Source organism: Brevibacillus ruminantium, from assembly GCF_023746555.1.
Taxonomy (GTDB): domain Bacteria; phylum Bacillota; class Bacilli; order Brevibacillales; family Brevibacillaceae; genus Brevibacillus; species Brevibacillus ruminantium.
Genome location: NZ_CP098755.1, coordinates 2617397 through 2639891 on the forward strand (window position 1 = coordinate 2617397; position 22495 = coordinate 2639891).

Sequence of the window (22495 nt, forward strand, 5' to 3'; positions counted from 1 at the left end):
GACAATATTCGACTTTATTCATCAACCACATTATGCAACAAAGGAGATGGCCTTGTGACATGAAATTATTCCGCAAAATAAAACCCAGGAAGGATGTAAAGCTTCCCAAAAACGAGCTTGTGAAAAAACGGATGAATCTGCTGCGAAACGTGAAGACCCGCACCAAACTGATGTACCTCGTCGTTTTGATGAGTGTCTTTTTGGCAGGGGTGGGAGCGACCGGCTACATCAACTTGATGAAATCGGATGCTCGCATGACGAATATGTACCATCAGCAGCTGCTCCCGACGAAATGGATTAATGAGTTGCGTACGGAAACCCGGCAAATTGAAGGTCTTATTTATAAAATGATGCTGGAGACAAGCCCTTCAAAAATGAGAGATTATAAACAACAATACGAGGAATTAGTCGTCCAGTCCGACGATTTGCTGCAACTGCTGCAGGAATCCGTTGAGACGGAAAACGAGACTGAAATTCTCGAAACTCTCAGAATGCTTTTGGAGAAATACCGGAGCGATCAAAAGGTCGTTATTCATTTGATTGATGAGAAAAATCCAAATGAAGCCTTTGCGTTTTTCCGTGCGACAGAGTCAACGCTGAATGGGATCAACCAAGAGCTTAAATCATGGGCAGATTTTAAATCCAGCCGTGCAGAAGAAATGAATCAAACCAATGCGGATGACGCACGTTTTGTCGAATTGGTGATGGCGTCCATCGCAATCCTGGCGATTGTCCTTTCACTGGGACTTGGGTTTATGATCGCACGCATGATCTCCAATCCTTTGCGCGATGTTGCTTCCAGGCTGGAAGAGCTGGCGTCCGGCAACCTGAAAGTCGAACCGGTTGCTTACACGGGAAGAGACGAAGCGGGTACACTGGGAACTGCTTTCAACCGTCTCGCCTCCGAGCTGCGTCATTTGATTGAGCAGGTAAAAGTGGCAAGTGAGCAGGTAGCCAGCTCATCCGAGCAGCTTCATGCAAGTGCAGAGCTGACTGCGCAGTCTACACAGCAAGCTGCCACCGCCATTGAAGAAATCGCCTCCGGATCTGAGGTACATACACAGCGTACCTCCGAGGGTGTGCGCGTCATGGAAGAAATGGCTTTGGCCGTACAGCGTATCGCCGAGACTTCCGGCTCCGTTTCGGAATTCTCCGGACAAGCTGCCAAAGAAGCTGAACAAGGAAATGAGCATGTCCAATTAGCGGTGAATCAGATGAATGCCATTAACGACGCTGTGAGCCGCGCCTCTGAACTGGTTCAATTGCTCGGCGTCAGATCGGATGCCATTGGCGAAATCGTCCAGGTTATTACCGGTATTGCTTCGCAGACCAATCTGCTCGCGCTCAATGCCGCAATCGAAGCAGCGCGTGCCGGTGAACATGGCCGCGGATTCGCAGTCGTGGCCGATGAGGTACGCAAATTGGCAGAGCAGTCTGAGGAATCGGCTCGCGAGATCGAGCGCCTGATCCAGGATATCCAAAAGGAAACGGCACAAGTCGTTAGCGCAATCGATCAAGGTACCCAAGAGGCGGAAGCTGGAAGCACCATCGTCCGTCAAGCCGGTGAGGCATTCCAACGTATCGTGACTTCGTCCCAAACCATCGCCGACCAGATTCAGGAAGTATCGGCAGCGACAGAAGAAATGTCTGCCAGCATCCAAGAGGTTGTCTCTTCGATGGATGAGATGAATCGACTGGCACAGGAAGCATCCGATCATACTCAGGGTGTCGCCAGCAACGCGGAAGAACAGCTTGCTGCCATGCAGGAGATTGCTTATTCCAGTGAAAATCTGAACAAGCTTTCTCACGAGCTGCAGGAATCGATCAGCCGTTTCAAACTGTAATCTCCGAACATCAACGAAAAAGAGAGGCCCGATAACAGAGCCTCTCTTTTTTTCTTTTTCTTGCAGATGATCAGGATGCTTGGGTATCGACATGAGCGGTAATCTTATTGTATTCTTTCTCGTTCATGACGCTGGAGCTGTTCTTCATGAACCATGTGTAGAAAATCAGGGAGACGAACAGTCCGACGGTCCACGCGTTATCCCAGATAAATCCAAGTCCTGGAATCAGCCGGCTGATAAATGGTACGGCGATTCCAATAGCGAGCGCCCAGATTGCATGCCAGTTATAACCGCCTTTATAGGAATAGATGCCATTTGGATGGTACAACTCGGTGAGATGAATGCGCCGCTTTCGCACCATCCAGTAGTCTGCGATCGCGATCCCGTCGATCGGGCCGAGCAGGGCAGCATACGTGCCCAACCAGAGGAAAATATAATTTCCGAAATTATCAAGGATATACCAAGGCTGCATGACGAGAGCGACTACTCCTGTGATGATGGCGCCGGCTCCAAAGGTCATTCTGCGCGGGGCGAGGTTTTCGATGGCTCGAGCAGGGGCGACGACGTTTGCAGCTACATTGGTCGTCAATGTGGCCAGAATAATTCCAATGGTACCAAGGAAAATGGCAAAGGGGGAGAACTTCGCCAGGACGGCTGCGGGGTCCCAGAGCGCTTCCCCGTAGATGACGACGGTGGCAGATGCCACTGCAACCCCGATAAATGAGAATCCTCCCATGGTGGTCGGCAATGATGTCGATTGGCCGATAATCTGTGCCCTCTGGCTTTTTGCATAGCGACAAAAATCAGGAATGTTAAGCGCCATGGTAGCCCAGAAGGCGATGGCGCCGGTCAAGGAGGGAAAGAAGACCACGAGAAATTCTCCGGCCGTGTTAAATTTTGAAGGGGCAGAAAGCATCGGACCCCATCCGCCCGCCTTCGTCAAGGCCCAGACGAGCAAAGCAAGCGACATGACAATCAGTGTTGGGGCAGCCCAGAACTCCATTTTTCGAATGGTTTCAGGACCCCTGTAAGCAATCCAGACATTGAGTGCCCAGAACCCGATGAATGCGATCCAGGTATGTCCAGTGACGTTTCCCCAGCTGCTCATGGACATCAGTAAGGTGTCAATCGCTGTGCCGCCAAACCAACAGTTGATGCCAAACCAGCCTGCACCCACCAAGCCGCGTGCAACGGCCGGGATGTGGGCTCCCTTTGAGCCAAACCAGAGGCGGGCATAGACCGGGTAAGGAATACCGAATTTGGTGCCAGCATGGGAATTAAGAAGAATCGGAATAAGGACAATACAGTTCCCCAGGATAATGGTAATGATGGCTTGCCACCAGTTCATGCCAAGTGCAATCAATCCGGCGGCAAGCGAGTACGCAGGCAAGCAGATGGACATCCCGATCCAGAGACTGGCAAAGTTGTACGATGTCCAACTGTGTTCCTCCATCGTAGTTGGTCGCAGCCCTTCGTTAAACAGAGGGCTGTCTTTGATCAGGTTTTCACCTTCTTTCGTGAGTGTGACGATGCCGCCGGAATCTACTTGGGTTTTCATGGTATATCCCTCCTTTGTGGTGACACAGGTACCCGACCAACTGATCATTTTCGGTCACAGGATGCTACATTATATTGGGTGGTCCAACATCAAATTACAGAATTTTCGAATAATGAAAAAGAAAAAAAGTGCTCGAAACTTCTCCGAGCACTTTGACATTTCTCACACGGTTCTTTTGTTCTTATTTGGGAAAGTATTCTTTCCACCGTTGATCGACAAGCTGTACGATCTCAGGCAATGGTTCCACCTCATCGGGGTAGAACGGCTTCATCCGGGCATCGATCACCAATGGGCCCTCGTAGCGGATTTTATTGCGAACGATTGTCGATTTTGCGTACAGGTCATGGGCCGGATCAAAACGGGTGAAGACCGTCCATAAAAACAGGCTCTGCTTGTTCGCAATCGACGCATCATCGACAATACAAATCATCGGCCATTCTTTCAAATTCTCATTGACATACGCGAGAATTTCCTCGCCAAACGCTGGACGTTCTTCAAAGGTAGGCCCTGAGATGACGAGACAGCCTTTGCTGAAGGCTTCGATTTTTGCGATACCGGGAATTCCTTCTCCGCGATACTCGGCTGGTAATTCGCGCACAGGATCGCCGATTCCCAGCATGATCCCTTTGGAGCCATGGTTAAATTTCCGTCCGGTGTAATCAAGGGTATCGCCAGAGGTGTCATTTACAATCAGGAGATCGCGCTCCGGTTGGAAGCGGGCGAGAATGATCTCCAAAAATTCCTTGAAATTCGAAAGATTGCATGGGACGTCTGTTACCATCAAGAATTTGGTCAGAGTCAATTGCCCTTCTCCCATAATCCGGAAAGCGTGGGCCATTGCTTCTTTGTAATAGCTCTCCCGCACAATTGCACCCGCAAGTGCGTGAAAACCGGTTTCGCCATACGTCCACAGCTCACGCAGTCCAGGCATCACAACAGGAAAGAGGGGAGAGAGCAAGCGCTGCAAATATTCGCCAATGTGGAAATCCTCCTGCACCGGCTTTCCAACAATGGTCGCCGGGTAAATGGCATCTTTGCGTCGCCACATTTGCTTTACCTGGAAAATAGGGAAATCATGTACCAAGGAATAATAGCCAAAATGATCACCAAAAGGACCTTCCGGACGACGGATATGAGGGGGCACCTCACCGGCATAAACAAACTCAGCTTCTGCCACGATCTTATGCGGATGGTTGGGAACTTCGGTCATATTCAGCTTTTCCCCCATTAACAGGGAAGCGAACACCAACTCCGGCACCATTTCGGGCAAGGGGGCTATTGCCGAGACGATTAATGCCGGCGGACCGCCGATCGTCAGTGTGACGGGCAGGGATTGATTCCGTTTTTCCGCTTCATGATAATGGAAGCCGCCGCCCTTGTGAATCTGCCAGTGCATGCCAGTTGTGTTCTTGTCATAAATCTGGATGCGATACATCCCCAGGTTGTGGTCTTTGGTATCCGGATGTTCCGTATAGACGAGCGGCAATGTGACAAATGGACCGCCGTCCTCATGCCAAGTGGTCAGTGCGGGCAACTCAGTCATATCTACAGAGGTGGTTCCGATCTGAGTTACAGGAGCTTGCGAAGCAGAAACCGTTCTAGTGCCGGTCCGCATGACAGCGGAAAGAGGCGAACGAAGCTCCCAAAGACCTTTCAATTTCGGTGGCAATAGCTTGTCCATTCCATGGACCAACTCACGGACTACGTTTTCCGGTTTCGGTCCAAACGCCATATCTACTCGTTCTACCGTACCAAACAGGTTGGTAACCACGGGAAAGTCTTTTCCTTTTACATTGGTAAAAAGCAGGGCTGGCCCGCCTTCTTCAATCACTCTGCGGTGAATTTCTGCCAATTCCAGATAGGGATCGACTGGTGCATTGATCTCTATCAATTGACCGCTTTTGCGCAACTGTTCCATGAAAGAACGCAAATTTGCGTGCATGTTTCAATAACCTCCACATCGCCATCAATTCCCTTCTACTGTACACGAACAAGCCTGATGATTCTAGCCTTTTTCCCGGAATTAACGGAATTGACGAAAGCTCTTGACAGAAAGAGGTTTCCGCACTATCCTTGGAAAAATTTCGATAAACTGTTCTGTTTGCGTGGAAAGGCAGAACAGTTGAAAGGAGAACTGTCATGCTTACGATTCATCCTGTGACACTGGAAGGAAATCTTGTCCGTCTCGAACCTTTGGATCAGAGACATCAGGTGGGACTGTGGGAGGCCGGCAAGTATGAGGAGATCTGGACGTATATGTCGATCGTGATGCGTCAGCCCGAGGATGCCCGATCTTTTGTCCATACTGCTTTGGAGGCACAGGCAGCTGGGACCGATTTGCCTTTTGCCATCGTCAGCCAGAGGGACGGGAGCGTGATCGGAAGTACGCGTTTTATGAATATATCCAGGCGTGACCGCGGATTGGAGATTGGATTTACCTGGCTGACCCCCTCGGTCTGGAAGACAAAGATCAATACAGAGTGCAAATGGCTGTTGCTGCGTCATTGTTTTGAAGAGCTGGGATGTATCCGTGTCCAGTTGAAAACAGATTCCCGCAACCTGAATTCACAACGGGCGATTCAAAGAATCGGGGGAATTCATGAAGGTGTCCTGCGCAACCATATGATCGTTCGTGACGGTTATATTCGGGATACGGTCTTTTTCAGCATATTGGACCGGGAATGGCCGCAGGTAGATGAAAAACTGCAATTGTTGCTGTTTGGTGAATAAGCTTCGAAATGGATTGTGAATGCCCGATCCTCATGTATACAATGAGCATGTCAGCTTATTTGAAGAGATGAGGATTGTCTGATGAAACGATGGATAAGCGCTCCAGCCGGTTATGTGCTTCTCGCTGGAGATCTGGTTGCCTTCTGGTTATTTACTTATTATGGAAAATTGGCGCATGGACTGTCAACGAACCTTTCCGGCATGCTGGAAACGCTCGGCCCCTTTCTTTTCGCCTGGATATTGGTTGCCCTATTTCTCCATCCTTATCAACGGCAGTCGTGGGAGAGAGCAGGCAAACAATTATGGTTCGCGCTTCTGATGTGGACGATTGCTGCACCGATAGGGTTGCTGCTGCGTTTTCTTTGGACGGGCGTACCGCCTACCTGGCTTTTTACCGCTGTCGCTTACTTTATTATGCTTGCGTTTTTGCTGGGTTGGCGTATTCCCTTTGCCATCGCGTACGCATGGATTCGACGGCGGTCTTGAACAGCGTTCCTTTGTCTGACGACTCTGCTGATAAAAGCAGGGAGGACTGGAGACGATACCAGTTGAAGTCGGGCGAAGGGAGGTGGGCGTATGGGAAAAAATAATAACAGCAAGGATCTTGGGAAAAATCGCGGAAAGACGCTGAATGAAAACGATAAAAACACGAATCTTCGCCAGTCCAACCATAACGACCGCAACAAACAGTAACGAACGAAATCAATCGAATCTGCAAGCGAGCCGCGAGTAAGGTAGCGGCTCGCTTATTTAATGAGAAAACAGGAGGGCGGTTTGCTACTTTGAACCAATCCCGCAACCTTGTAGCGATACTGCAACCTTGTGGTGATACTGTTGCTTTGTAGTAAATCTGCTGCTTTGCGGGTCATTTGATTGCTTTGCTTTGGATTTGCTGCCTTGCAGGTGTACAGGCCTCCCGGCAAGATGTGCTATAATATGCTGAGTTTCCTGAGCAGGATTTGCCTGCTTTTGCAGCTTGGAGGGGAAAAAATGACTGAATCTATACAGGATGCACAACCAATTACGCTGTCCACGCAGGCTTTCTTGATCCTGTGCCGGATGCTGGATGGCTTTTACGATGATTTGCGCAAGCATGAACAGGTAGGCGAGATGGTGGAATCGATCGCTGACATTCTGCTGGCGGGCGTGCAGAAGCTGGAGGAGCAAGTTCAAAAGCCAAAGAAGGTAACCTTACCGTTGACCTTGCCTCAAGCTTTTTTCTTGCGCAGATTGGTGTCTGAGTTGATTGCCAGAGCGCCGCAAGACCAAGATTCCAAAACAGCGGAGTGGCTTCAGGAGTGTCTGGCAGCACTGTCGGGAGGCGGAGATCAGCATGCGGCCAGCCTGTCCTGAACTGCATGTCATCACCAGCGGGCGGCATGAGCGGGACCACGTTCTGCGGATGGCGGAAGCGGCCAATAAGGGCGGCATGACGTACTTGCACATACGTGAAAAGCATCGGACCGCACAAGAAATTGCGGAGTGGGTGGAGGCGCTGGCAGGGATTATTCCGCGCGTCCAGATTATCGTCAATGATCGGGTCGATGTGGCAGCCGCATACGGTTGTGGTGGGTCCCACCTCGCTTATCACAGTTTATCGCCGGAAGCAGCAAGGCGAATTTTGCGGTCGAACCAACTGATTGGCCGTTCCGTTCATTCTTTGGAGGAAGCCTGCTTGGCTGCCGAGCAGGGGGCGGATTACCTGTTGTATGGACATATTTTTGCCAGCGGGTCTAAACCAGGGCTTGCGCCAAGAGGGACGGAAGAGCTCCGTACGATCGTTTCAAGGGTTGACATACCGGTTATCGGCCTTGGCGGAATACGGCCTGAACTTGTACCCCAAGTGATGGGAGCGGGATGCAAGGGGATCGCTGTATTGTCCGGCATCACAGATGCGGAGGATTATTATAAGGCCGCCCGAGCCTATCGAGAAGCACTGGATCACTGGGAGGAGAATACGGGATGAGAGATCGTGAGAAATTGCGGCAAAAGCTGGGTGTTTATTTCGTCGTCGGCAGTCAAGACTGCGGCTATTCTGCAGAGATGACGCTTGCGATCGCGGAGCAAGCTTTGCAAGGAGGCGCCGGTAGCTTGCAACTGCGTGATAAAGGCAGCCGGTTAAACCAGGCAGAGAAAGTGCAATTGGGTCAAGAAATGAAGAAGCTTGCCGCGGCCTATCATGCGCTTTTTTTCGTGAATGATGATGTAGATCTGGCGATTACACTAGATGCGGACGGGGTTCATGTCGGCCAGGAGGACATGTCACTTGATGCGGTGCGCGAGCGTGTCGGGGAAGCGATGTACATCGGCGTATCGGCTGGTACAGTGGAAGAAGCGTTGGAAGCGCAGAGAGGCGGTGCCGATTGTATTGGAGTCGGAGCGATGTATGCCACCTCTTCCAAGGCAGATGCTGGAGAACCGATTGGCCCTGTCGGTTTGAAGCAGATTCGTGAGGCAGTAGGCGGTTCACTGCCCATCGTAGGCATCGGCGGCATTACGCTGGGGAATGCATCTGCTGTTCTGTCCGCGGGTGCAGATGGAGTCGCGGTGATCAGTGCAATCAGCAGAGCGGTTTCTCCTGAGTCGGCAGCACGCGAACTGAACAAATTGGTAGAAAACACCAGGCACTTTCATTCACGCTAATACGTATTTTACTGGAGATAGACCGGGAGCTGAACCTGGCGTGGGAGGTGGAACAGATGAAACAACGCATTTATCGGATTGGTTATGAGTGGGTAAGCAAAAGAGAGCTTCTGGAGCGGCTGCAGCTTCTCGATTGTGCCTTGGTTGAACATAAAAGACTCGTGCCTGACACCCCACCAACGGATGCGGAAATGGTGCAGCCGGAGGATGAGCGTCATGCGGTACTGGTACGTTTTCAAAAAAGGCCGAGCGAATGGATCACGTTTAATGGACTGTACGAAATTTTATCAAGGGAACCCATTCCCTGGATCGATTCTCCTCTTGAGTATCATCTGTTCGGAACAGAGCTGATTCCAGGCAATCTTCGCCGCGAAAGAGCGCCGCAGGCACGGATTCCTGCCCGCACAAAGCTGCAGGTAGCAGCGATCCGTCAGGATACCGTCTTTGTAACGGTGCCAGGACACCCTTCGCGACGGTATGAAATGTCCATCGCTCACGCCCGTTTTGCCAAAGACCATCCGACCGAGCTTGAGCTAAAATTGCAAGTCTATGCGTTTCCGCCGCGTCAGGATATTTTGGTGGATTGGCTGCTTCAGGAGGGGCGCAAATCGGGCATCATTACGAGACCAAATTCAGAGCGGGTGGAGCGATCAGCCTTTCAGGTGTGGGATGAGGTGCGACAGGAGTACGGGATCAGTGTCAGTGCAGCTCTCCTGGCCATCAAGCAGGCGTTGATCGTGCTGGATCGCGCCGGAGTGGAAGCGGACTTTCCCTACCCGATCTACGAGCAGTCGGATCTATCGCTGTCGAGTGAGGATGAGCGGGATGCTTTTTACTCCTACCACGCAGTTCGCTGCTCTATTGCCGCAGTGGCCTCTCTTCTGACTACAGACCCGTCGGACCCGCTGCAAGATATACTGTTACTGGACATTATGCTGGAACAGCAAGTAAACCGCAGACGTGATCAATAGGGTCTGCGGTTTTCTGTGAAAGACGTGTAAACAAACAGTCATGCCCGTTTTGTTTTCATCTTTTTTTCGGATATAATAGATCAAAGAAACTTACATAGAAGGATGTGTCGCACATGTATGTATCCATGAACCGTTTGACCGTACCGGCAGACTACCGGGAGCATTTAGAACGTGCATTCAGCCAAGGGGGAGAACGTATGAAAGAAGTCCCCGGCTTCCTGGAATTTTTGTTTCTTGCTCCGACTGAAGGTGACGAGTACACCGTGTTTACCAAGTGGACCAGTGAACAGGACTATATCAATTGGACGCAGAGCGATGCCTTTAAACGCTCCCATGCAGGCAGCAATCCGAATAGCCCGGTCAAATCCGAGCTGCGTACCTATAACGTAAAAGCATTTGCATAGAGAAAAACAGCATTCGTTTGCCCATCAAGCAGGCGAATGCTGTTTCTTTATTGAAATAAGTTGCGCAATAAACATTTTTTGCACAATTTGTAACTTGTTCATGATATGATAAGGTGAGCATGGAAAACGCTTACATGGTTACTATCCTTTGAGGGGGAAGTGAGTATGAGTCGCGTAGAACCTGAATTTTCGCTCGTCCAATTACCAATTCATTTACGTGAGTTCGTGGTCGAACAGGATTACGAAAAGTACACGCCGATCGACCATGCTGTTTGGAGATATGTGATGCGTCAAAACCATCATTATTTGGGAAAAACGGCGCATCAAGCATATCTGGAAGGTTTGCGTCTCTCCGGAATCAGCGTCGAGCGCATTCCCAATATTGCGGAAATGAACGAATGCCTTTCGACGATTGGCTGGGGGGCAGTCACCATCAACGGGTTTATCCCGGCAGTCGCCTTTTTTGATTTTCAGGCTCATCAAATATTGCCGATTGCATGTGATATCCGGCAGTACGACCATATCGCTTACACACCCGCACCTGACATCATACATGAAGCGGCAGGTCACGCACCCATCATCCTCGACGAGAAGTACCGGGCATTTCTGAAAAAGTTTGGTGAAATCGGATCTCGCGCCCTGTCTTCTAAAGAAGATTATGAATTATATGAAGCCATTCGCTACCTTTCCATTGTGAAAGAAGATCCTGATTCAACGGAAGAGATTATCCGTCAAGCCGAGGAAGAGCTGGAGGTAAAAGCAAAGGCCGTTATCGAAGTCTCCGAAGCAAATGAACTGGCTCGGCTGTATTGGTGGACGGTGGAGTACGGGTTGATCGGCGATTGTGAAAATCCGCGTATTTACGGAGCAGGTCTTCTGTCTTCAGTGGGGGAGAGCATCAGCTGTCTGAAAGATGATGTGAAAAAGATTCCGTTTTCCCTCCAGGCTTGCATCGAGACGGATTATGACATTACCAAGCCTCAGCCGCAGCTATTTGTGTGCCGTGATTTTCAAGAGTTGATTGATGCGGTGGAGGAGTACGCCAAACGGATGGCTATATCTGTCGGGGGAACAAAAAGCTTGATACAGGCACAAAAAATGCCGCAAACGACGACAGCTGTCTACAGCTCAGGATTGCAGGTGAGTGGCAATCTGTCAGAGCTGGTATTTGACGGGGCAGGCAAAGCCGTATATCTCAAAACGGCGGGGCCAACCGCACTGGCAGTCGATGATCAGGAATTGCCCGGCCACGGAAAAGCGTATCATCAGGAAGGCTTTGGCTCTCCGATTGGTCTCTTGGCGGGAGAGAGCGTTCCGCTTGAGTGCTTCTCGGATGAGGCATTATCGGAAAAAGGGATACGGATTGACCACAAGACGTCTTTGCAGTTTGCTTCAGGCGTCATGGTTGAGGGGATCGTCCGCTATATATTGCGAGAAAAGGAACAAATCGTTCTCATTGGATTTGACCAATGCACGGTTACGTATCAGGACATGGTTCTCTTCCAGGCCGAATGGGGTCTTTACGACATGGCGGTTGGGGAACGAATTGTCTCCGTTTTCGCAGGAGCTGCAGATCGTGAAGCTTTTGCAACAGGGACGCACAAGCCTTCCGCCATCACGGCAAAACAACCGAATTATACTCCTGAACAGCTTCGGCAGCAGGAGATCTACCGAGAGGTTCGGCAGCTTCGAGAGGAGCATAAGGAGCTTGCATCGGTGACAAAACGGCTGCAAGCTTTGATCCATGAGGTGGAAGCTTCCTATCCAGAGGACTGGCTGATCCGCTTGGAAATCGTGGAGTTGCTTCTCGATTGGGGAGTCTTGGAAGGTGAACGATTCAGGCTGATGAGTCAATTGGATGTACTTGGAGAGCAGGATTCACAGCAAAAACAATTGATTGAAAACGGTCGACGTTTACTGAACGTTTAAGAATTTTCGGAGCGGCGTGAATTATCCAGAAAAGGATGGTCACGTCGCTTTACTTTCCTGCATGTTTATGGAATAAATATGATATGTATGTTTTTCCAAATTATGCAGTTTATGAAGTGTGAGACAAAGGAGCCAGTATAGAGTGAGAAAACGAATAAGAAAACACTTATCAAGTCTGGCGCCTGGACTGGCAGCCAACACATACGATTTACTATCTGACCACAATCGCATTTCGGCCTTGATACTAGAAGAACGCTCGTATACACTGTCTCTTTTGGAAACGTTCATTTTGGCTCTCGCGGAGTATATCGAAACAGGGGACAGGCAGAGAGTGGTGCAGCAGTCCAGGGAAATCGCATTGTTTCGCTCCAAGCAAGGCATTGCACTGGCATGTATACTGGAACGGGTACGTGTATGCCGAGACTCGTTGCTGGAACAGATTCGAAGAGATACGCACCGACTCATATTTACAGAGGAAGAACGACTGGGTTTGTATCAAATTCAAATGGACCTCTTCCAATTCGTAGATACGCTGATCGATGTGTTTATCCAAACCTACGAAGAGGATGAGGAACAGCGAAAACAGCTGGAGATGCAAGCGAATTCCTTAACCAAAGAGGACTTTTCCCAAGTGGCGGAGCAGGAGCTGGTGCAGCTTGTCCTGCAATCCACGGATATCGCCGTCCTGATCATCGATCGAAATCTGCGGATAATCGAGGCGAACTATTCATTTGCCGAGCTTCAACAGGTGGAGAGGGCACAGATCATTGGGAAAAATATAGATGAAACATTTCGGCCCAGAGAAAACGAAAGATTCGTACAGTGGGTGATTGAAAGAGGACAATCAGGTCACTATGTGGCTGACACCAACGGGACCTTGACAACCGTCAGTACAAGCCCTATCTACCATCAGGGAGAATTATGGGGAGCGATTTCGGTTCTCCGAAATATTACAGACAGCAAGCGCTATGAGGATGAGCTGACCAAGCGCGAAGCTTTGGCTGCCGTTGGACAGCTGGCAGCTGGCATGGCTCATGAAATTCGAAATCCACTGACGTCTATCAAAGGATTTATCCAACTTTTGAAGGAACAGACTGAAAATGCGCAGAATAGCTCTTATTTTTCGGTGATATTAACGGAAATTGAAAGAATCGATGGTCTTCTGAATGATGTCCTTGTGCTGGCTCGATATCGGGACGATAAAATCAGTGCAGAGCGCTTCTTGCTGATGGACGAGGTATTGGGTGTCATACGTCTGCTTGAGCCGGAATCCAACCGGCGCGGTATTCGCTTGGAACTGGATTGGTCTGGAGATGAATGGTACATATACGGTTTTCGTGCACGCATCAAGCAGGCAGTTCTGAATATTCTCAAGAATGCAATGGAGGCTCTGGTTATGAAGGGCTCAACCGTTCGCATCTCTGTCTATGCTTCGATCAACCAGGTGGTTTTGACTGTGGAAGATGATGGTCCGGGTCTGGAAGAAAAGGTACTGAAAAATCTATTCATCCCGTTCTACACGAAAAAACCGGACGGGACTGGCCTTGGCCTGTCCACCACACAGCGCATCATCCTGGACCACGGAGGAGAAATTTTCGCAGAGAATTCCTCTCGATTGGGAGGTGCCCGGTTTGAGGTGCGACTCCCAATCTCGAATTGATAAAGATAAGCCAGAAAGCAGATATCGTGTAAATAACCGAGCAATTTGTTAACATAAAATTTATTATGTAAATAAATTGGTAACGTTTTAAGGCAAAGTGCCGGTTTTACTTTTGACTGCTGGGAAGTTTCGGTACAATAAGAGTACCATTACCCCCTCGGAGGTATATATGAGTGGAAACCTATCTGTTTTTTTAGCCTTTGGTGCTGGCTTTCTCTCTTTTATTTCGCCATGCTGCCTTCCTTTGTACCCATCTTTTGTTTCTTACATCACAGGAATTACCATGGACGAAGTCAAGAAGGGAAGAGCCGTATTTCAAAGACAGGCACTTCTCCACACCCTGTTTTTTATTCTCGGTTTCTCGATTGTATTTATCGCTTTGGGGCTATCCACATCCTGGCTGGGAAACCTTTTTGCTTCACAAAAGGATTTAATTCGCCAGTTAGGGGGCATATTACTGGTGATAATCGGTTTGGTCATGCTCCAAGTGTTTAAGATGGATTGGATGATGAAGACCTGGAAAGTGGACCTGAAATCACGGCCAATCGGGTATACAGGGTCCGTTTTGGTCGGCATCACGTATGCAGCCGGGTGGACGCCTTGTGTAGGACCGATCCTCTCGGGCATCATCATCCTTGGTGTGAATGACCCAGGAATGGCGCTTTCGTACACGCTGGCTTATACGGCTGGGTTTGCAATTCCTTTCTTCGCCATGACGTTCTTCATCAGCAAAGTCAAAGCGTTCATGAAGTATTCGGACCGTCTGATGAAGGTCGGGGGAGCACTGATGATTCTGTTCGGCATTTTGTTGTATACAAACAAAATGACAGATATCACCCAGGTCCTGATTAAACTGTACGGGGGCTTTACCGGATTTTAACCCGAGGTGACAAGATGAAAAGACTATGGCTCGCAATCATCATAACCGTGTTCACAGGAGCGGTCATTTGGCAGCCGTCGGAGGAAACGCAAGCTGTCGAGGTCAAACAAAAGCCGGAGATTGGGTTTGCCGCTCCGCATTTTACTTTGACCGGTTTAGACCAGCAAACGTATCAGGTTGCGGGAAAACGAGAAAAACCGTTGGTCCTCAATTTTTGGGCTTCCTGGTGCGGTCCTTGCAAGATGGAAGCGCCGGATCTTCGTAAACTGCATGAAAAATATGGACAACAGATTGACTTTTTCGGTGTGAATGTAACCAAAAACGACAGTCCAGAGGGTGCGCAGGCGTTCGTGAAGCAGTATGAGCTCGCCTTCCCGATCCCGATGGACATCACAGGAGAAGTCGCCAACCGCTACTGGATTCAGGCATTTCCCACCACGTATCTGGTGGATCGACAAGGGATTATTCGGAAAAAAATCATCGGCATGGTTGATGGTGCCACTCTGGAAACCGAGCTGAAACAGTTGTTGGAAGAAAAAACAGGACCGCTGCGCTAGTGAGGCAGCGGTCTTTTCTATGAGGAGCGAGGCAAGATACGACCGTTTGGAAAAATCTGAACGTCTTTTGAGATGGACTCGATTCTTTTGATCAATTGATGTCCGTTTTCTTCATTCATCGGCACGGCCTGACCCAGTTCTGCGTGGAAGGGAATCATCGTGAGGTCACATTCTCGCTCCTTGGTACAGGTGGCTCGCAGCACCATGGTTTCCCAGGTTTTTGGTTCATTGGAGCGGGTAAAGATGAAATTGCCCAGACTGTAGGCAATCCATTTTTGGTTGTACTGTTCAAAGCCTTGCAGGACATGAGGATGGCCACCGATGACCAGATCTGCGCCAGCGTCGATGTAAGCTCGTGCCAGCTCGATCTGATGATCGACCGGATAATCTTCCCGTTCTTTTCCCCAGTGAGCGATGACGACCACCAGATCTGCTTGTGAGCGGGCTTCTTGGATCGAAGCGACCGCTAGTTTGGGGTCGTATGTAGCGGCAATACCCGGTTTGTTTTTACCGGCGTACCAACTCACCTCAGGAATGACTCGGCTAAAACCGAGAAACGCCAGCTTCATTCCATTTTTCTCCACATAGATCGGTGCGTAAGCCCGATCGGCATCTCGTCCGGCACCTATGTATTTGATGTGGTTCTCTTCCAGGTGACGAAAGGTATCGAGAAGCCCATCCACACCTTGATCCATCGAATGATTGTTGGCCAAATTGACCAGATCCACACCAGCTCTTTTTATGGCAGGAACGACTTCAGGCGAGGATTTGTAGACGAATTCCTTTTGAGAAGCCGGGGTGCCATTCTCAGTGATGGGCGTTTCCAGATTGGCAATGGTGTAGTCATCTTGTTGAAAAAGCGAAGTAGTGTGGACGAAAGGAAAATCCAATCCATGTTCCTTCAATCGGGTCTCAATATGTCCGGTGAAAATCATATCACCGACAAAAGAAAGTGTAACGCTGGGTGCCCGCTCCTGACTATCTCCCGTGTTTTCGGGAGCGGCATGCTGCGCTGGCTCTTCCCCTTTGTCCATGAGTCCTTTCCCTAGAAAAAACAGAAAACAGGCAGTCAGAACGAACAGGGTAAAAATCAGGGTGGACAATGACATGGTTAACAGCTTGCGTCTCTTCTTTCGCTTTGCTTTCATCCGTTCCGTTCTCGTCTGATACATGATCCTCCCTCGTTACCAAGCCTCCCGAAAAGGAGACGCTATCTTCAAAACATCCCAACAATTATATCATGCAGCAGGGAGAATACCTAATGGACAAACGGCGCGGCCCAATTTGGGTAGAAGGGCAGTTTTTTGTGCCACAGCCTATGGAGACAGGGAACCTCCGCCTCATATGATAAAACCGACAGGGAGGAAGAGGGGGGATAGGAGTGTCCAAGCCGAAAAAGGGAAGACTGAAAAAAGATGCGAAGCAGCATCCAAATCAAGTCAATCTAAAAATTGTGACGTCGGGAACATGTATGGTATGCAAACAGCCCTGTGCACGCGGGATGGAGTACGTAGAGAAAATGTCCCAGCCTGGGGCAATCGGCTTCGGCGTACCCTGTATTCTGACCGGTCCGCGGAAGTAGTGGGGAATTCAGGGGGAATGACTGATTTCAGCTAACCATCGGGATTATTAATGAAAAAGGAACATCCGTCAAAGGATATTCCTTTTTGTTTTGGATGGAAAAATTTGGTTTTCGTTTTAGGTAGACCCTATGATCCATCTTAACAGTGATGTAAAATATAGTCTATTTCTTTTTGGCGGACTACGAGATAATCACGATACTTCTATTTTTGGGGGAGGTATATACATGTTTGCTCAAGAATCGTATGTGTGCAAAGTGGAATGGGGAAAACGGGGGGCCAGAGAAGCAGCCGAGCGCGGGGATATTACCATCGTGGTGGATGTATTGAGCTTCTCTTCAACAGTCATTACCGCGCTTCACCATGGTGCGATCATCTATCCGTATCCTCCGCCCATTGGTGAAAAGGCGAAGGCATACGCCAAACAGTTCGGGGCCGAATTACTTCTCGGAAGGGTAGAGGCTGTCAGACAAGGCACCCCCTCTTTGTCACCGATTTCCTATGGGCCACAAGATCGGGGACAATCATATGTCCTCTGTTCTTTAAATGGTGCGCACGCGGCGTGGCTGGCGGCGGATGCTTCCTTTCTTTTGCTGGGCGGTTTGTTAAATGCATCAGCGGTAGCCGAGCATGCCCATATCCTGCATACCATGACGGGAGCTGGTATCACTGTCATTCCCTGCGGAGAGCATTGGCAGCAGGGAAAACCGGATGAAAATGATCTGCGGCCTGCAATTGAGGATTACCTGGGAGCGGGTGCGATCCTCTGCAAATTGTCGGGCAGTAAATCGCCAGAGGCACAGGTGTGCGAAGCTGCTTTTCTTTCATCAAGACCCCAGCTTGAAGCGTTCATTTGGGATTGCGGGAGTGGACGCGAGCTGAGAGAACTCGGCTTTGCAGAAGATGTTCACCACTGTTCGCAGCTGGATGCTATGCAGGTAGTTCCTTGGCTGAACAACGACCATTTTACTCCGTTGCTGGTATCTGGCGGGCAGCAGCGTGCTATATTATACTGAGTACATAAACGGGAAAGGAAGATGACCGGATGAGACCACTGGCCATTTCTCCAGAAACGGCAGTGAAGCTGGCAGAAGCCTTGCAAGTACCCCTGGAGAGACTAATGCATATGCCGCAGCACATTTTGATGCAAAAAATGATGGAGCTGGCGAAAGAAGAGGCAGAAAAAAAGGGATCAGACGAATAGACGTCACCCAAGTTTAGGCCCGGACAGCTAAAGACGCATGCTGTTTCGCCTGAACCATTTGTCCAAAGTGTTTCTTTCCACATTAGGCAAAAAGGATTTTCATCCATGACGGTGAATCTTACCATCAGAAGAGAATATGGTTTGGAGGGAAGAGAATGTCTGCAAATGTAGTAGGCAAATTTAGAAGCGGCGTGTCGCCAAAGGCTTTCATCGAAGGCATGAACAAAAATCAGGAAGCATTCAAAGAGTGGTACCAGGCATTTACCTGGGAGAATGAAGAGGATCGGGAGTTTTTTGCTTCGCTGCGCCATCGTGACGACCTTCGCTGTTTGATCCTGGCGGCCGAGTGGTGCGGAGATGTGGTGCGCAACGTACCTGTCGTGCTGCGAGCATTGGAAGAAACCGAAATGCCAACGGAGATCATGATCATGGAAGATCATCTCGATCTGATGGATCAATTCCTGACCATGGGCGGCCGGGCTATTCCTGTTGTCATCTTTGCCGATACCGGTGGACACGTGCTGGCCCAATGGGGACCGCGTCCCAAACATGTGCAGGCCGTGATGACAGCATTTAAACAGGAGAATCCGGATCGTACCGCACCCGATTACGACGAGAAGATCAAGGTAGCCCGGGCTGAAATGCTCGCTCAATACGGAGAGGGCACAGGTTACCAACAAGTGATCATCCAGGAGCTGCGGAATTTGCTTTCCTCTATCTAATGAAATGAGGCAAAAGCGGTAGAAAGATGAGCACGGATGGGAGCATGACAAGTCCTGTCCGCTTTTCATTCTACCGCCAGCTTTTTAAGAAGGAATGAGATCATTGCATTACTACGGAAATGAAACCATCATGTCTTTGGAGCAGGTGCTCCGTTTACGGCCAAACGAAGTGCGGATACTCGAATGGGTGCGTACCTATGAATATTTGGAGAACCAATACGGCTTAGACGATGCCGTTCCTTACTTCCTGGATATCCGGTGCGAGGCTGACACAGTTCGCATCCGTAGGAATAAAATCACGGATTTTCCGAATTATCATTGCGAGGAAGAACGCGTGTTCCCTGATGTCGAGCAGGCTTTGCCTGTCTTTCGGGAATGGGCGGAAAAGATCCTGGGCCAGTTGGATGGCGGCTCATGAGTGAACAGCGCGAAAGGCGTTGTGCATCATTGACAGGCTCTTTTTCCCTGTGATAAATTAGGGAAGCGCCGATCTAATTTTTTTAAAAAAATGGACCGGCGATTCATGCGGGTGTAGTTCAATGGTAGAACTCTAGCTTCCCAAGCTAGTAGCGTGGGTTCGATTCCCATCACCCGCTCCATACGAAAAGCCTTGAAAACCTTGTTGCAGCAAGGTTTTTTCTTTTTGTCTTCATCCTCTAGGTGGGGGAAAAAACTGGGGGAAACACCAATTGGGGGTGAATTGGGGGGGAAATTATAGTGAGTGTTTTCGGGGGTCAAACTTGTCCAATTTCGTAACCGCTTCACGGGAGACTTTTTTAGTGACGTGTGCGTAAAAATCTACTGTAGTCTGATACTTGGTGTGCCCGAGGCGCTCCTGGACAGGTTTTAAATTCACGCCTGCTTCAATCAAGAGTGTAGCTGCTGTATGCCGTAAATCGTGCAAACGGATATGATCAAAACCATTTCTTTTTGGGAATTTTCGCCAGGTTGATGTCGGCGTGGTGTAGAAGTAAAGGATAAAGCACCAAGTAACGAAGTGGATGGGGTTCAGCACGGATGAGTTCCAGAAGGTGAAGGCGAGTCGCCACAAATGGGAAACCCTCTACTATCCACTCATTGAAAAAGACATGAGCCGGGGAGATTGCCTGGTTTGGATGAAAGAAAATGGCGACCCAAAGCCACCAAAATCAAGCTACATCGGCTGCCCGTTCCATAATGACAAGATGTGGCTGGGTATGAAGGAAAACGACCCTCAGTCGTTCCTGGAGGCTGCTAAGTTTGAGAAGGGGATACAAAGGAACGGATTGCCCAAACTCAATAAGAAAACTTTCTTACATCGTTCACTTCAACCACTAGACCAGATTGTTTTCAAGGCCAGACTGGAAGGGCAAGCAAATGGATCTGATTAACGACTTCATCAACGAATGCGAAGGCATGTGTGGAGCTTAACAAAATGTGTAGGGAGGAAAGTGGATTGGGCACTATCTACTTGAACCGAAAGGAAAGGCAAAAGCTGCTTGATATTATATCAAATCACTTAGATCAAACAATTGACATAGACAAGGAAGAAGCAGAAAAATTTGAACCAGATCGCAAGCTGGTCTTGAGGCTAAAAGAAAAGTGCGGTTAACAAAATAGTTAATAAAAAGCCCTGCAGCAGGCACCGTTTGCTCCTTTGCAGGGTTAAGCAATTACTGTAGTAATTTAAAAAGGTCTTCTAACAACTTTGATAATTCGTGCTCCATTACGGATAAGCCTTTGAGCTTTTTCCTGACTGATTCTTACAAGAACTGAAATATCAGTTGAGTTTTCAACGTCAAAGACTGAGAAAAACCGACCGTTGGCGAATAGTACCCCTTTAAACTCAACTTTCTTTCCAGGACGAGCTTGTGGGCGTCTGTTCTGAATAATTGTTCGCATTACACCAGCATTAATGAGACGCCTAGCTTGTTGGGGCGTTGTACGAACTGCAAATACGGGGTCGATTTCAACACCAGGCGCCTTTGCTTCCACTTCAACAATTAGGAAAAATCGGTCTCCTATCTTTGCAATGCTATTTGCTCCGATTGTTATCGGTCGTGTAGCAGCCATGAGAGATCACCTCCTGGTACCAAAATATTCAGGTGGTCACGAAGGGGACGAGGGCATTACTACAACTTTTCAAATATGGTATTTTGACTAGATTCGAAAGTGGACATGAGGTTTCTTTACTAATTATTTAATGTAAAAAGGACTATTAAATAGCCCCTTTCAGCAAGAATGAGATTTTTTCCAGTTCACCGATAACTTTATTTTTTCCATGTTCAGTGTCCAACCAGTTATTTTTTTCAATGCCTCTATTATCAGTAAGCCCCATTACATCAAGAACGGAACCTTCGGGAGCATACTTTTCACCCAGCAATAAGAAGCGTCTCATAAAAAAGGCTTTTCCGACTAGAAGAACATTCTTGAACTGTATGGATTGCTGAAGAGGAATTTGAAATGAGTATCTTACAATTTCGTCGATGGTGCTTCCTTGCGTAATGTGAATGATGTCATTTTCAGGAATGCCGCCATCTACAAGGATGGGTTTGTACATCTCATATTCTGACTTTCCATTCATAAATCGATTGGGGGCGGAAGATAAAGTAATTTTCGAAAAGCCTTCTTGTTTATAAAAGCGAATCATTTGCTCATTTAATTCTGCATAATGTCCAGGATGATAAATTACAAGGTCAGGATGTGAAAATATGTGCTCTCGTTCTGCGAAAATAAATTCCGAGACTGCTTTGAAACAGTCCATTCCACAATCACCACCTTTTTACATTTGATACCTTAGATACTACCTTATTGGTTTCATTTAACAAAACGGTAATTTAGTAAAAAAAGGTCCCCTAGGATTACCTAAGGGTTCGTTGATGGATTTAATCTTCATAAACGCTAAAAGTGAATGTAAAGAATGCTACACCGCTTTTTTCACCACTTGCTGTAATAGTAATAGTAGTTTTACCCACTTTTAGTGGTCTGATGTAAGCAATACCAGTTGAACTGTTAATGGATACTTGAGCAATACTACTGTCAGCTATAGCAATGGAATAAGTTAGAGGATCACCATATGGGTCTTTAAAGAAGGGCGAAAAATCAAATGGCCCTTGGTAAACTATATTTTGATCCATAGACTCTATTGGTTTATCAACTACTATAGGTTTGTGATTGCTATTCTCGACTTATCCCCTTCTCGGGAGAGGTTTCGTTCGAGCCTACACCGTGCGGGCGACTTTCATCGCACACGGCGTTCCATCAACGGATAAGAAGTTGTTTTACAATGGGCAACTCAATTGTAGACGAATGGTCGGCAAAAGAACGATTGAGTAAAAGGATTGAGACAAAATTGAGACTGAACAAGAAAATCGATTTGTAAAAGTGAGTCAAAAAAACACCACCCTAAAAAAGGTGGTAATAAAAATTAATTTGGTTGAACATCTAAAATGAAATCTAATGCACCAGCAATAGTTCCTTCTTTAGCAACAATTTGCAGACTATGAACGCCTGGTTCTGTAAATGAAAGTGTGTTCGAATAAAATATCCGGCCCGTCGAAGTTAAGCCGGATATAGAGGATTAATCAAAGTATTTGAAGCCAGGAAATTGAATTTCTTTGGTTAAAATGTCGACACATTTATTCCAGTTAGATGCATCATTGGTTCGAGTCGCTATCAACGTATCATTTAATCAGTAATAGTAATTTGATACTTAGTTTGGATGCAGGATGCTCCTCTGTAAACAAGAACCTCAGCGTATCCTGCTCCAAGAACTTCAAATTCTAAAGTGCCAACTTCAGTATTATATCTTATAGGTGAAATTTTTCCATCATC

General features: G+C 48.3%; 26 protein-coding genes and 1 tRNA gene. 20 read left to right on the top strand and 7 right to left on the bottom strand.

Going from position 1 to position 22495, the window contains the following annotated elements; all coding sequences use genetic code 11:
• Nucleotides 1-59 precede the first annotated feature (59 nt).
• Complete coding sequence (locus NDK47_RS12880; RefSeq protein WP_251875482.1) at nucleotides 60-1844, top strand: methyl-accepting chemotaxis protein; 1785 nt, start codon at nucleotides 60-62, stop codon at nucleotides 1842-1844.
• 70 nt (nucleotides 1845-1914) lie between these two features.
• On the opposite strand, the gene NDK47_RS12885 is transcribed toward NDK47_RS12880, so the two are convergent.
• Together NDK47_RS12885 and NDK47_RS12890 are read right to left on the bottom strand one after the other, a co-directional pair.
• Nucleotides 1915-3402 carry an NCS1 family nucleobase:cation symporter-1 gene (locus NDK47_RS12885; RefSeq protein WP_251875483.1) on the bottom strand — a complete coding sequence of 496 codons (1488 nt, stop codon included), beginning with the start codon at nucleotides 3400-3402 and terminating at the stop codon, nucleotides 1915-1917.
• A 181-nt stretch (nucleotides 3403-3583) separates the two neighbouring features.
• A complete protein-coding gene (locus tag NDK47_RS12890) occupies nucleotides 3584-5344 on the bottom strand; it encodes a menaquinone biosynthesis decarboxylase (RefSeq protein WP_251875484.1) in 1761 nt (586 codons plus the stop codon).
• 197 nt (nucleotides 5345-5541) lie between these two features.
• Between NDK47_RS12890 and NDK47_RS12895 the strand changes: the two genes are divergently transcribed.
• The 11 genes from NDK47_RS12895 to NDK47_RS12945 all read left to right on the top strand — a co-directional run bounded on the left by NDK47_RS12895 (nucleotide 5542) and on the right by NDK47_RS12945 (nucleotide 15176).
• The gene (locus NDK47_RS12895; protein WP_251875485.1) at nucleotides 5542-6132 is read left to right on the top strand and encodes a GNAT family N-acetyltransferase; all 591 of its coding nucleotides are present in this window, start codon (nucleotides 5542-5544) and stop codon (nucleotides 6130-6132) included.
• Between the two features lie 81 nt (nucleotides 6133-6213).
• Nucleotides 6214-6618 (top strand): DUF3054 domain-containing protein, encoded by a 405-nt coding sequence (locus NDK47_RS12900; protein ID WP_251875486.1) that lies wholly within the window; start codon nucleotides 6214-6216, stop codon nucleotides 6616-6618.
• Nucleotides 6619-7122: 504 nt separating this feature from the next.
• Nucleotides 7123-7485 carry a hypothetical protein gene (locus tag NDK47_RS12905; protein WP_251875487.1) on the top strand — a complete coding sequence of 121 codons (363 nt, stop codon included), beginning with the start codon at nucleotides 7123-7125 and terminating at the stop codon, nucleotides 7483-7485.
• Nucleotides 7466-8098: a thiamine phosphate synthase gene (locus NDK47_RS12910; protein WP_251875488.1), complete on the top strand. Its 633-nt coding sequence runs from the start codon at nucleotides 7466-7468 to the stop codon at nucleotides 8096-8098. The genes NDK47_RS12905 and NDK47_RS12910 overlap by 20 nt, the downstream gene beginning before the upstream one ends.
• A complete protein-coding gene (thiE, locus tag NDK47_RS12915; RefSeq protein ID WP_251875489.1) occupies nucleotides 8095-8775 on the top strand; it encodes a thiamine phosphate synthase in 681 nt (226 codons plus the stop codon). The genes NDK47_RS12910 and thiE overlap by 4 nt, the downstream gene beginning before the upstream one ends.
• 56 nt (nucleotides 8776-8831) lie before the next feature.
• Nucleotides 8832-9746, top strand: coding sequence for a hypothetical protein (locus NDK47_RS12920; RefSeq protein ID WP_251875490.1), 915 nt, complete (start codon nucleotides 8832-8834; stop codon nucleotides 9744-9746).
• A 113-nt stretch (nucleotides 9747-9859) separates the two neighbouring features.
• Nucleotides 9860-10150, top strand: a complete 291-nt coding sequence (locus NDK47_RS12925) for an antibiotic biosynthesis monooxygenase family protein (protein WP_251875491.1) — start codon at nucleotides 9860-9862, stop codon at nucleotides 10148-10150.
• A 165-nt stretch (nucleotides 10151-10315) separates the two neighbouring features.
• The gene (locus tag NDK47_RS12930; RefSeq protein ID WP_251875492.1) at nucleotides 10316-12079 is read left to right on the top strand and encodes an aromatic amino acid hydroxylase; all 1764 of its coding nucleotides are present in this window, start codon (nucleotides 10316-10318) and stop codon (nucleotides 12077-12079) included.
• A 142-nt stretch (nucleotides 12080-12221) separates the two neighbouring features.
• Nucleotides 12222-13739, top strand: coding sequence for a two-component system sensor histidine kinase NtrB (locus NDK47_RS12935; RefSeq protein WP_251875493.1), 1518 nt, complete (start codon nucleotides 12222-12224; stop codon nucleotides 13737-13739).
• A 169-nt stretch (nucleotides 13740-13908) separates the two neighbouring features.
• The gene (locus NDK47_RS12940) at nucleotides 13909-14619 is read left to right on the top strand and encodes a cytochrome c biogenesis CcdA family protein (protein WP_251875494.1); all 711 of its coding nucleotides are present in this window, start codon (nucleotides 13909-13911) and stop codon (nucleotides 14617-14619) included.
• Between the two features lie 14 nt (nucleotides 14620-14633).
• Nucleotides 14634-15176 carry a TlpA family protein disulfide reductase gene (locus tag NDK47_RS12945; protein WP_251875495.1) on the top strand — a complete coding sequence of 181 codons (543 nt, stop codon included), beginning with the start codon at nucleotides 14634-14636 and terminating at the stop codon, nucleotides 15174-15176.
• Nucleotides 15177-15193: 17 nt separating this feature from the next.
• Here the strand turns inward: NDK47_RS12945 and NDK47_RS12950 are convergent, their stop codons facing one another.
• Complete coding sequence (locus tag NDK47_RS12950; protein ID WP_251875497.1) at nucleotides 15194-16348, bottom strand: CapA family protein; 1155 nt, start codon at nucleotides 16346-16348, stop codon at nucleotides 15194-15196.
• 209 nt (nucleotides 16349-16557) lie between these two features.
• Between NDK47_RS12950 and NDK47_RS12955 the strand changes: the two genes are divergently transcribed.
• The 6 genes from NDK47_RS12955 to NDK47_RS12980 all read left to right on the top strand — a co-directional run bounded on the left by NDK47_RS12955 (nucleotide 16558) and on the right by NDK47_RS12980 (nucleotide 19281).
• Nucleotides 16558-16758, top strand: coding sequence for a hypothetical protein (locus NDK47_RS12955; protein WP_251875499.1), 201 nt, complete (start codon nucleotides 16558-16560; stop codon nucleotides 16756-16758).
• A gap of 225 nt (nucleotides 16759-16983) precedes the next feature.
• Complete coding sequence (locus NDK47_RS12960; protein WP_251875509.1) at nucleotides 16984-17772, top strand: 2-phosphosulfolactate phosphatase; 789 nt, start codon at nucleotides 16984-16986, stop codon at nucleotides 17770-17772.
• 29 nt (nucleotides 17773-17801) lie between these two features.
• Nucleotides 17802-17960: a YycC family protein gene (locus NDK47_RS12965; protein ID WP_251875511.1), complete on the top strand. Its 159-nt coding sequence runs from the start codon at nucleotides 17802-17804 to the stop codon at nucleotides 17958-17960.
• Between the two features lie 155 nt (nucleotides 17961-18115).
• A complete protein-coding gene (locus NDK47_RS12970; RefSeq protein WP_251875513.1) occupies nucleotides 18116-18682 on the top strand; it encodes a thioredoxin family protein in 567 nt (188 codons plus the stop codon).
• A 103-nt stretch (nucleotides 18683-18785) separates the two neighbouring features.
• Nucleotides 18786-19100 carry a hypothetical protein gene (locus tag NDK47_RS12975; RefSeq protein ID WP_251876139.1) on the top strand — a complete coding sequence of 105 codons (315 nt, stop codon included), beginning with the start codon at nucleotides 18786-18788 and terminating at the stop codon, nucleotides 19098-19100.
• 107 nt (nucleotides 19101-19207) lie between these two features.
• Nucleotides 19208-19281, top strand: a tRNA-Gly gene (locus NDK47_RS12980).
• A gap of 113 nt (nucleotides 19282-19394) precedes the next feature.
• On the opposite strand, the gene NDK47_RS12985 is transcribed toward NDK47_RS12980, so the two are convergent.
• The gene (locus NDK47_RS12985; RefSeq protein ID WP_251876141.1) at nucleotides 19395-19697 is read right to left on the bottom strand and encodes a tyrosine-type recombinase/integrase; all 303 of its coding nucleotides are present in this window, start codon (nucleotides 19695-19697) and stop codon (nucleotides 19395-19397) included.
• A 16-nt stretch (nucleotides 19698-19713) separates the two neighbouring features.
• On the opposite strand from NDK47_RS12985, the gene NDK47_RS12990 reads away from it, so the two are divergent.
• Both NDK47_RS12990 and NDK47_RS12995 read left to right on the top strand, forming a co-directional pair.
• Nucleotides 19714-20052, top strand: coding sequence for a hypothetical protein (locus NDK47_RS12990; protein WP_251875515.1), 339 nt, complete (start codon nucleotides 19714-19716; stop codon nucleotides 20050-20052).
• A gap of 65 nt (nucleotides 20053-20117) precedes the next feature.
• Nucleotides 20118-20273 carry a hypothetical protein gene (locus tag NDK47_RS12995; protein WP_251875517.1) on the top strand — a complete coding sequence of 52 codons (156 nt, stop codon included), beginning with the start codon at nucleotides 20118-20120 and terminating at the stop codon, nucleotides 20271-20273.
• Between the two features lie 74 nt (nucleotides 20274-20347).
• On the opposite strand, the gene NDK47_RS13000 is transcribed toward NDK47_RS12995, so the two are convergent.
• The 3 genes from NDK47_RS13000 to NDK47_RS13010 all read right to left on the bottom strand — a co-directional run bounded on the left by NDK47_RS13000 (nucleotide 20348) and on the right by NDK47_RS13010 (nucleotide 21798).
• Complete coding sequence (locus NDK47_RS13000; protein ID WP_251875519.1) at nucleotides 20348-20734, bottom strand: hypothetical protein; 387 nt, start codon at nucleotides 20732-20734, stop codon at nucleotides 20348-20350.
• A 145-nt stretch (nucleotides 20735-20879) separates the two neighbouring features.
• Complete coding sequence (locus tag NDK47_RS13005; protein WP_251875529.1) at nucleotides 20880-21425, bottom strand: YdcF family protein; 546 nt, start codon at nucleotides 21423-21425, stop codon at nucleotides 20880-20882.
• Nucleotides 21426-21546: 121 nt separating this feature from the next.
• Nucleotides 21547-21798, bottom strand: a complete 252-nt coding sequence (locus NDK47_RS13010) for an Ig-like domain-containing protein (RefSeq protein WP_251875531.1) — start codon at nucleotides 21796-21798, stop codon at nucleotides 21547-21549.
• Nucleotides 21799-22495 lie beyond the last annotated feature (697 nt).

Coding starts and splice junctions, on each gene's coding strand:
- NDK47_RS12880 (WP_251875482.1), top strand. CDS start 60: ATGAAATTATTCCGCAAAATAAAACCCAGGAAGGATGTAAAGCTTCCC.
- NDK47_RS12885 (WP_251875483.1), bottom strand. CDS start 3,402: ATGAAAACCCAAGTAGATTCCGGCGGCATCGTCACACTCACGAAAGAA.
- NDK47_RS12890 (WP_251875484.1), bottom strand. CDS start 5,344: ATGCACGCAAATTTGCGTTCTTTCATGGAACAGTTGCGCAAAAGCGGT.
- NDK47_RS12895 (WP_251875485.1), top strand. CDS start 5,542: ATGCTTACGATTCATCCTGTGACACTGGAAGGAAATCTTGTCCGTCTC.
- NDK47_RS12900 (WP_251875486.1), top strand. CDS start 6,214: ATGAAACGATGGATAAGCGCTCCAGCCGGTTATGTGCTTCTCGCTGGA.
- NDK47_RS12905 (WP_251875487.1), top strand. CDS start 7,123: ATGACTGAATCTATACAGGATGCACAACCAATTACGCTGTCCACGCAG.
- NDK47_RS12910 (WP_251875488.1), top strand. CDS start 7,466: ATGCGGCCAGCCTGTCCTGAACTGCATGTCATCACCAGCGGGCGGCAT.
- thiE (WP_251875489.1), top strand. CDS start 8,095: ATGAGAGATCGTGAGAAATTGCGGCAAAAGCTGGGTGTTTATTTCGTC.
- NDK47_RS12920 (WP_251875490.1), top strand. CDS start 8,832: ATGAAACAACGCATTTATCGGATTGGTTATGAGTGGGTAAGCAAAAGA.
- NDK47_RS12925 (WP_251875491.1), top strand. CDS start 9,860: ATGTATGTATCCATGAACCGTTTGACCGTACCGGCAGACTACCGGGAG.
- NDK47_RS12930 (WP_251875492.1), top strand. CDS start 10,316: ATGAGTCGCGTAGAACCTGAATTTTCGCTCGTCCAATTACCAATTCAT.
- NDK47_RS12940 (WP_251875494.1), top strand. CDS start 13,909: ATGAGTGGAAACCTATCTGTTTTTTTAGCCTTTGGTGCTGGCTTTCTC.
- NDK47_RS12945 (WP_251875495.1), top strand. CDS start 14,634: ATGAAAAGACTATGGCTCGCAATCATCATAACCGTGTTCACAGGAGCG.
- NDK47_RS12950 (WP_251875497.1), bottom strand. CDS start 16,348: ATGTATCAGACGAGAACGGAACGGATGAAAGCAAAGCGAAAGAAGAGA.
- NDK47_RS12960 (WP_251875509.1), top strand. CDS start 16,984: ATGTTTGCTCAAGAATCGTATGTGTGCAAAGTGGAATGGGGAAAACGG.
- NDK47_RS12965 (WP_251875511.1), top strand. CDS start 17,802: ATGAGACCACTGGCCATTTCTCCAGAAACGGCAGTGAAGCTGGCAGAA.
- NDK47_RS12970 (WP_251875513.1), top strand. CDS start 18,116: ATGTCTGCAAATGTAGTAGGCAAATTTAGAAGCGGCGTGTCGCCAAAG.
- NDK47_RS13000 (WP_251875519.1), bottom strand. CDS start 20,734: ATGGCTGCTACACGACCGATAACAATCGGAGCAAATAGCATTGCAAAG.
- NDK47_RS13005 (WP_251875529.1), bottom strand. CDS start 21,425: ATGGACTGTTTCAAAGCAGTCTCGGAATTTATTTTCGCAGAACGAGAG.
- NDK47_RS13010 (WP_251875531.1), bottom strand. CDS start 21,798: ATGGATCAAAATATAGTTTACCAAGGGCCATTTGATTTTTCGCCCTTC.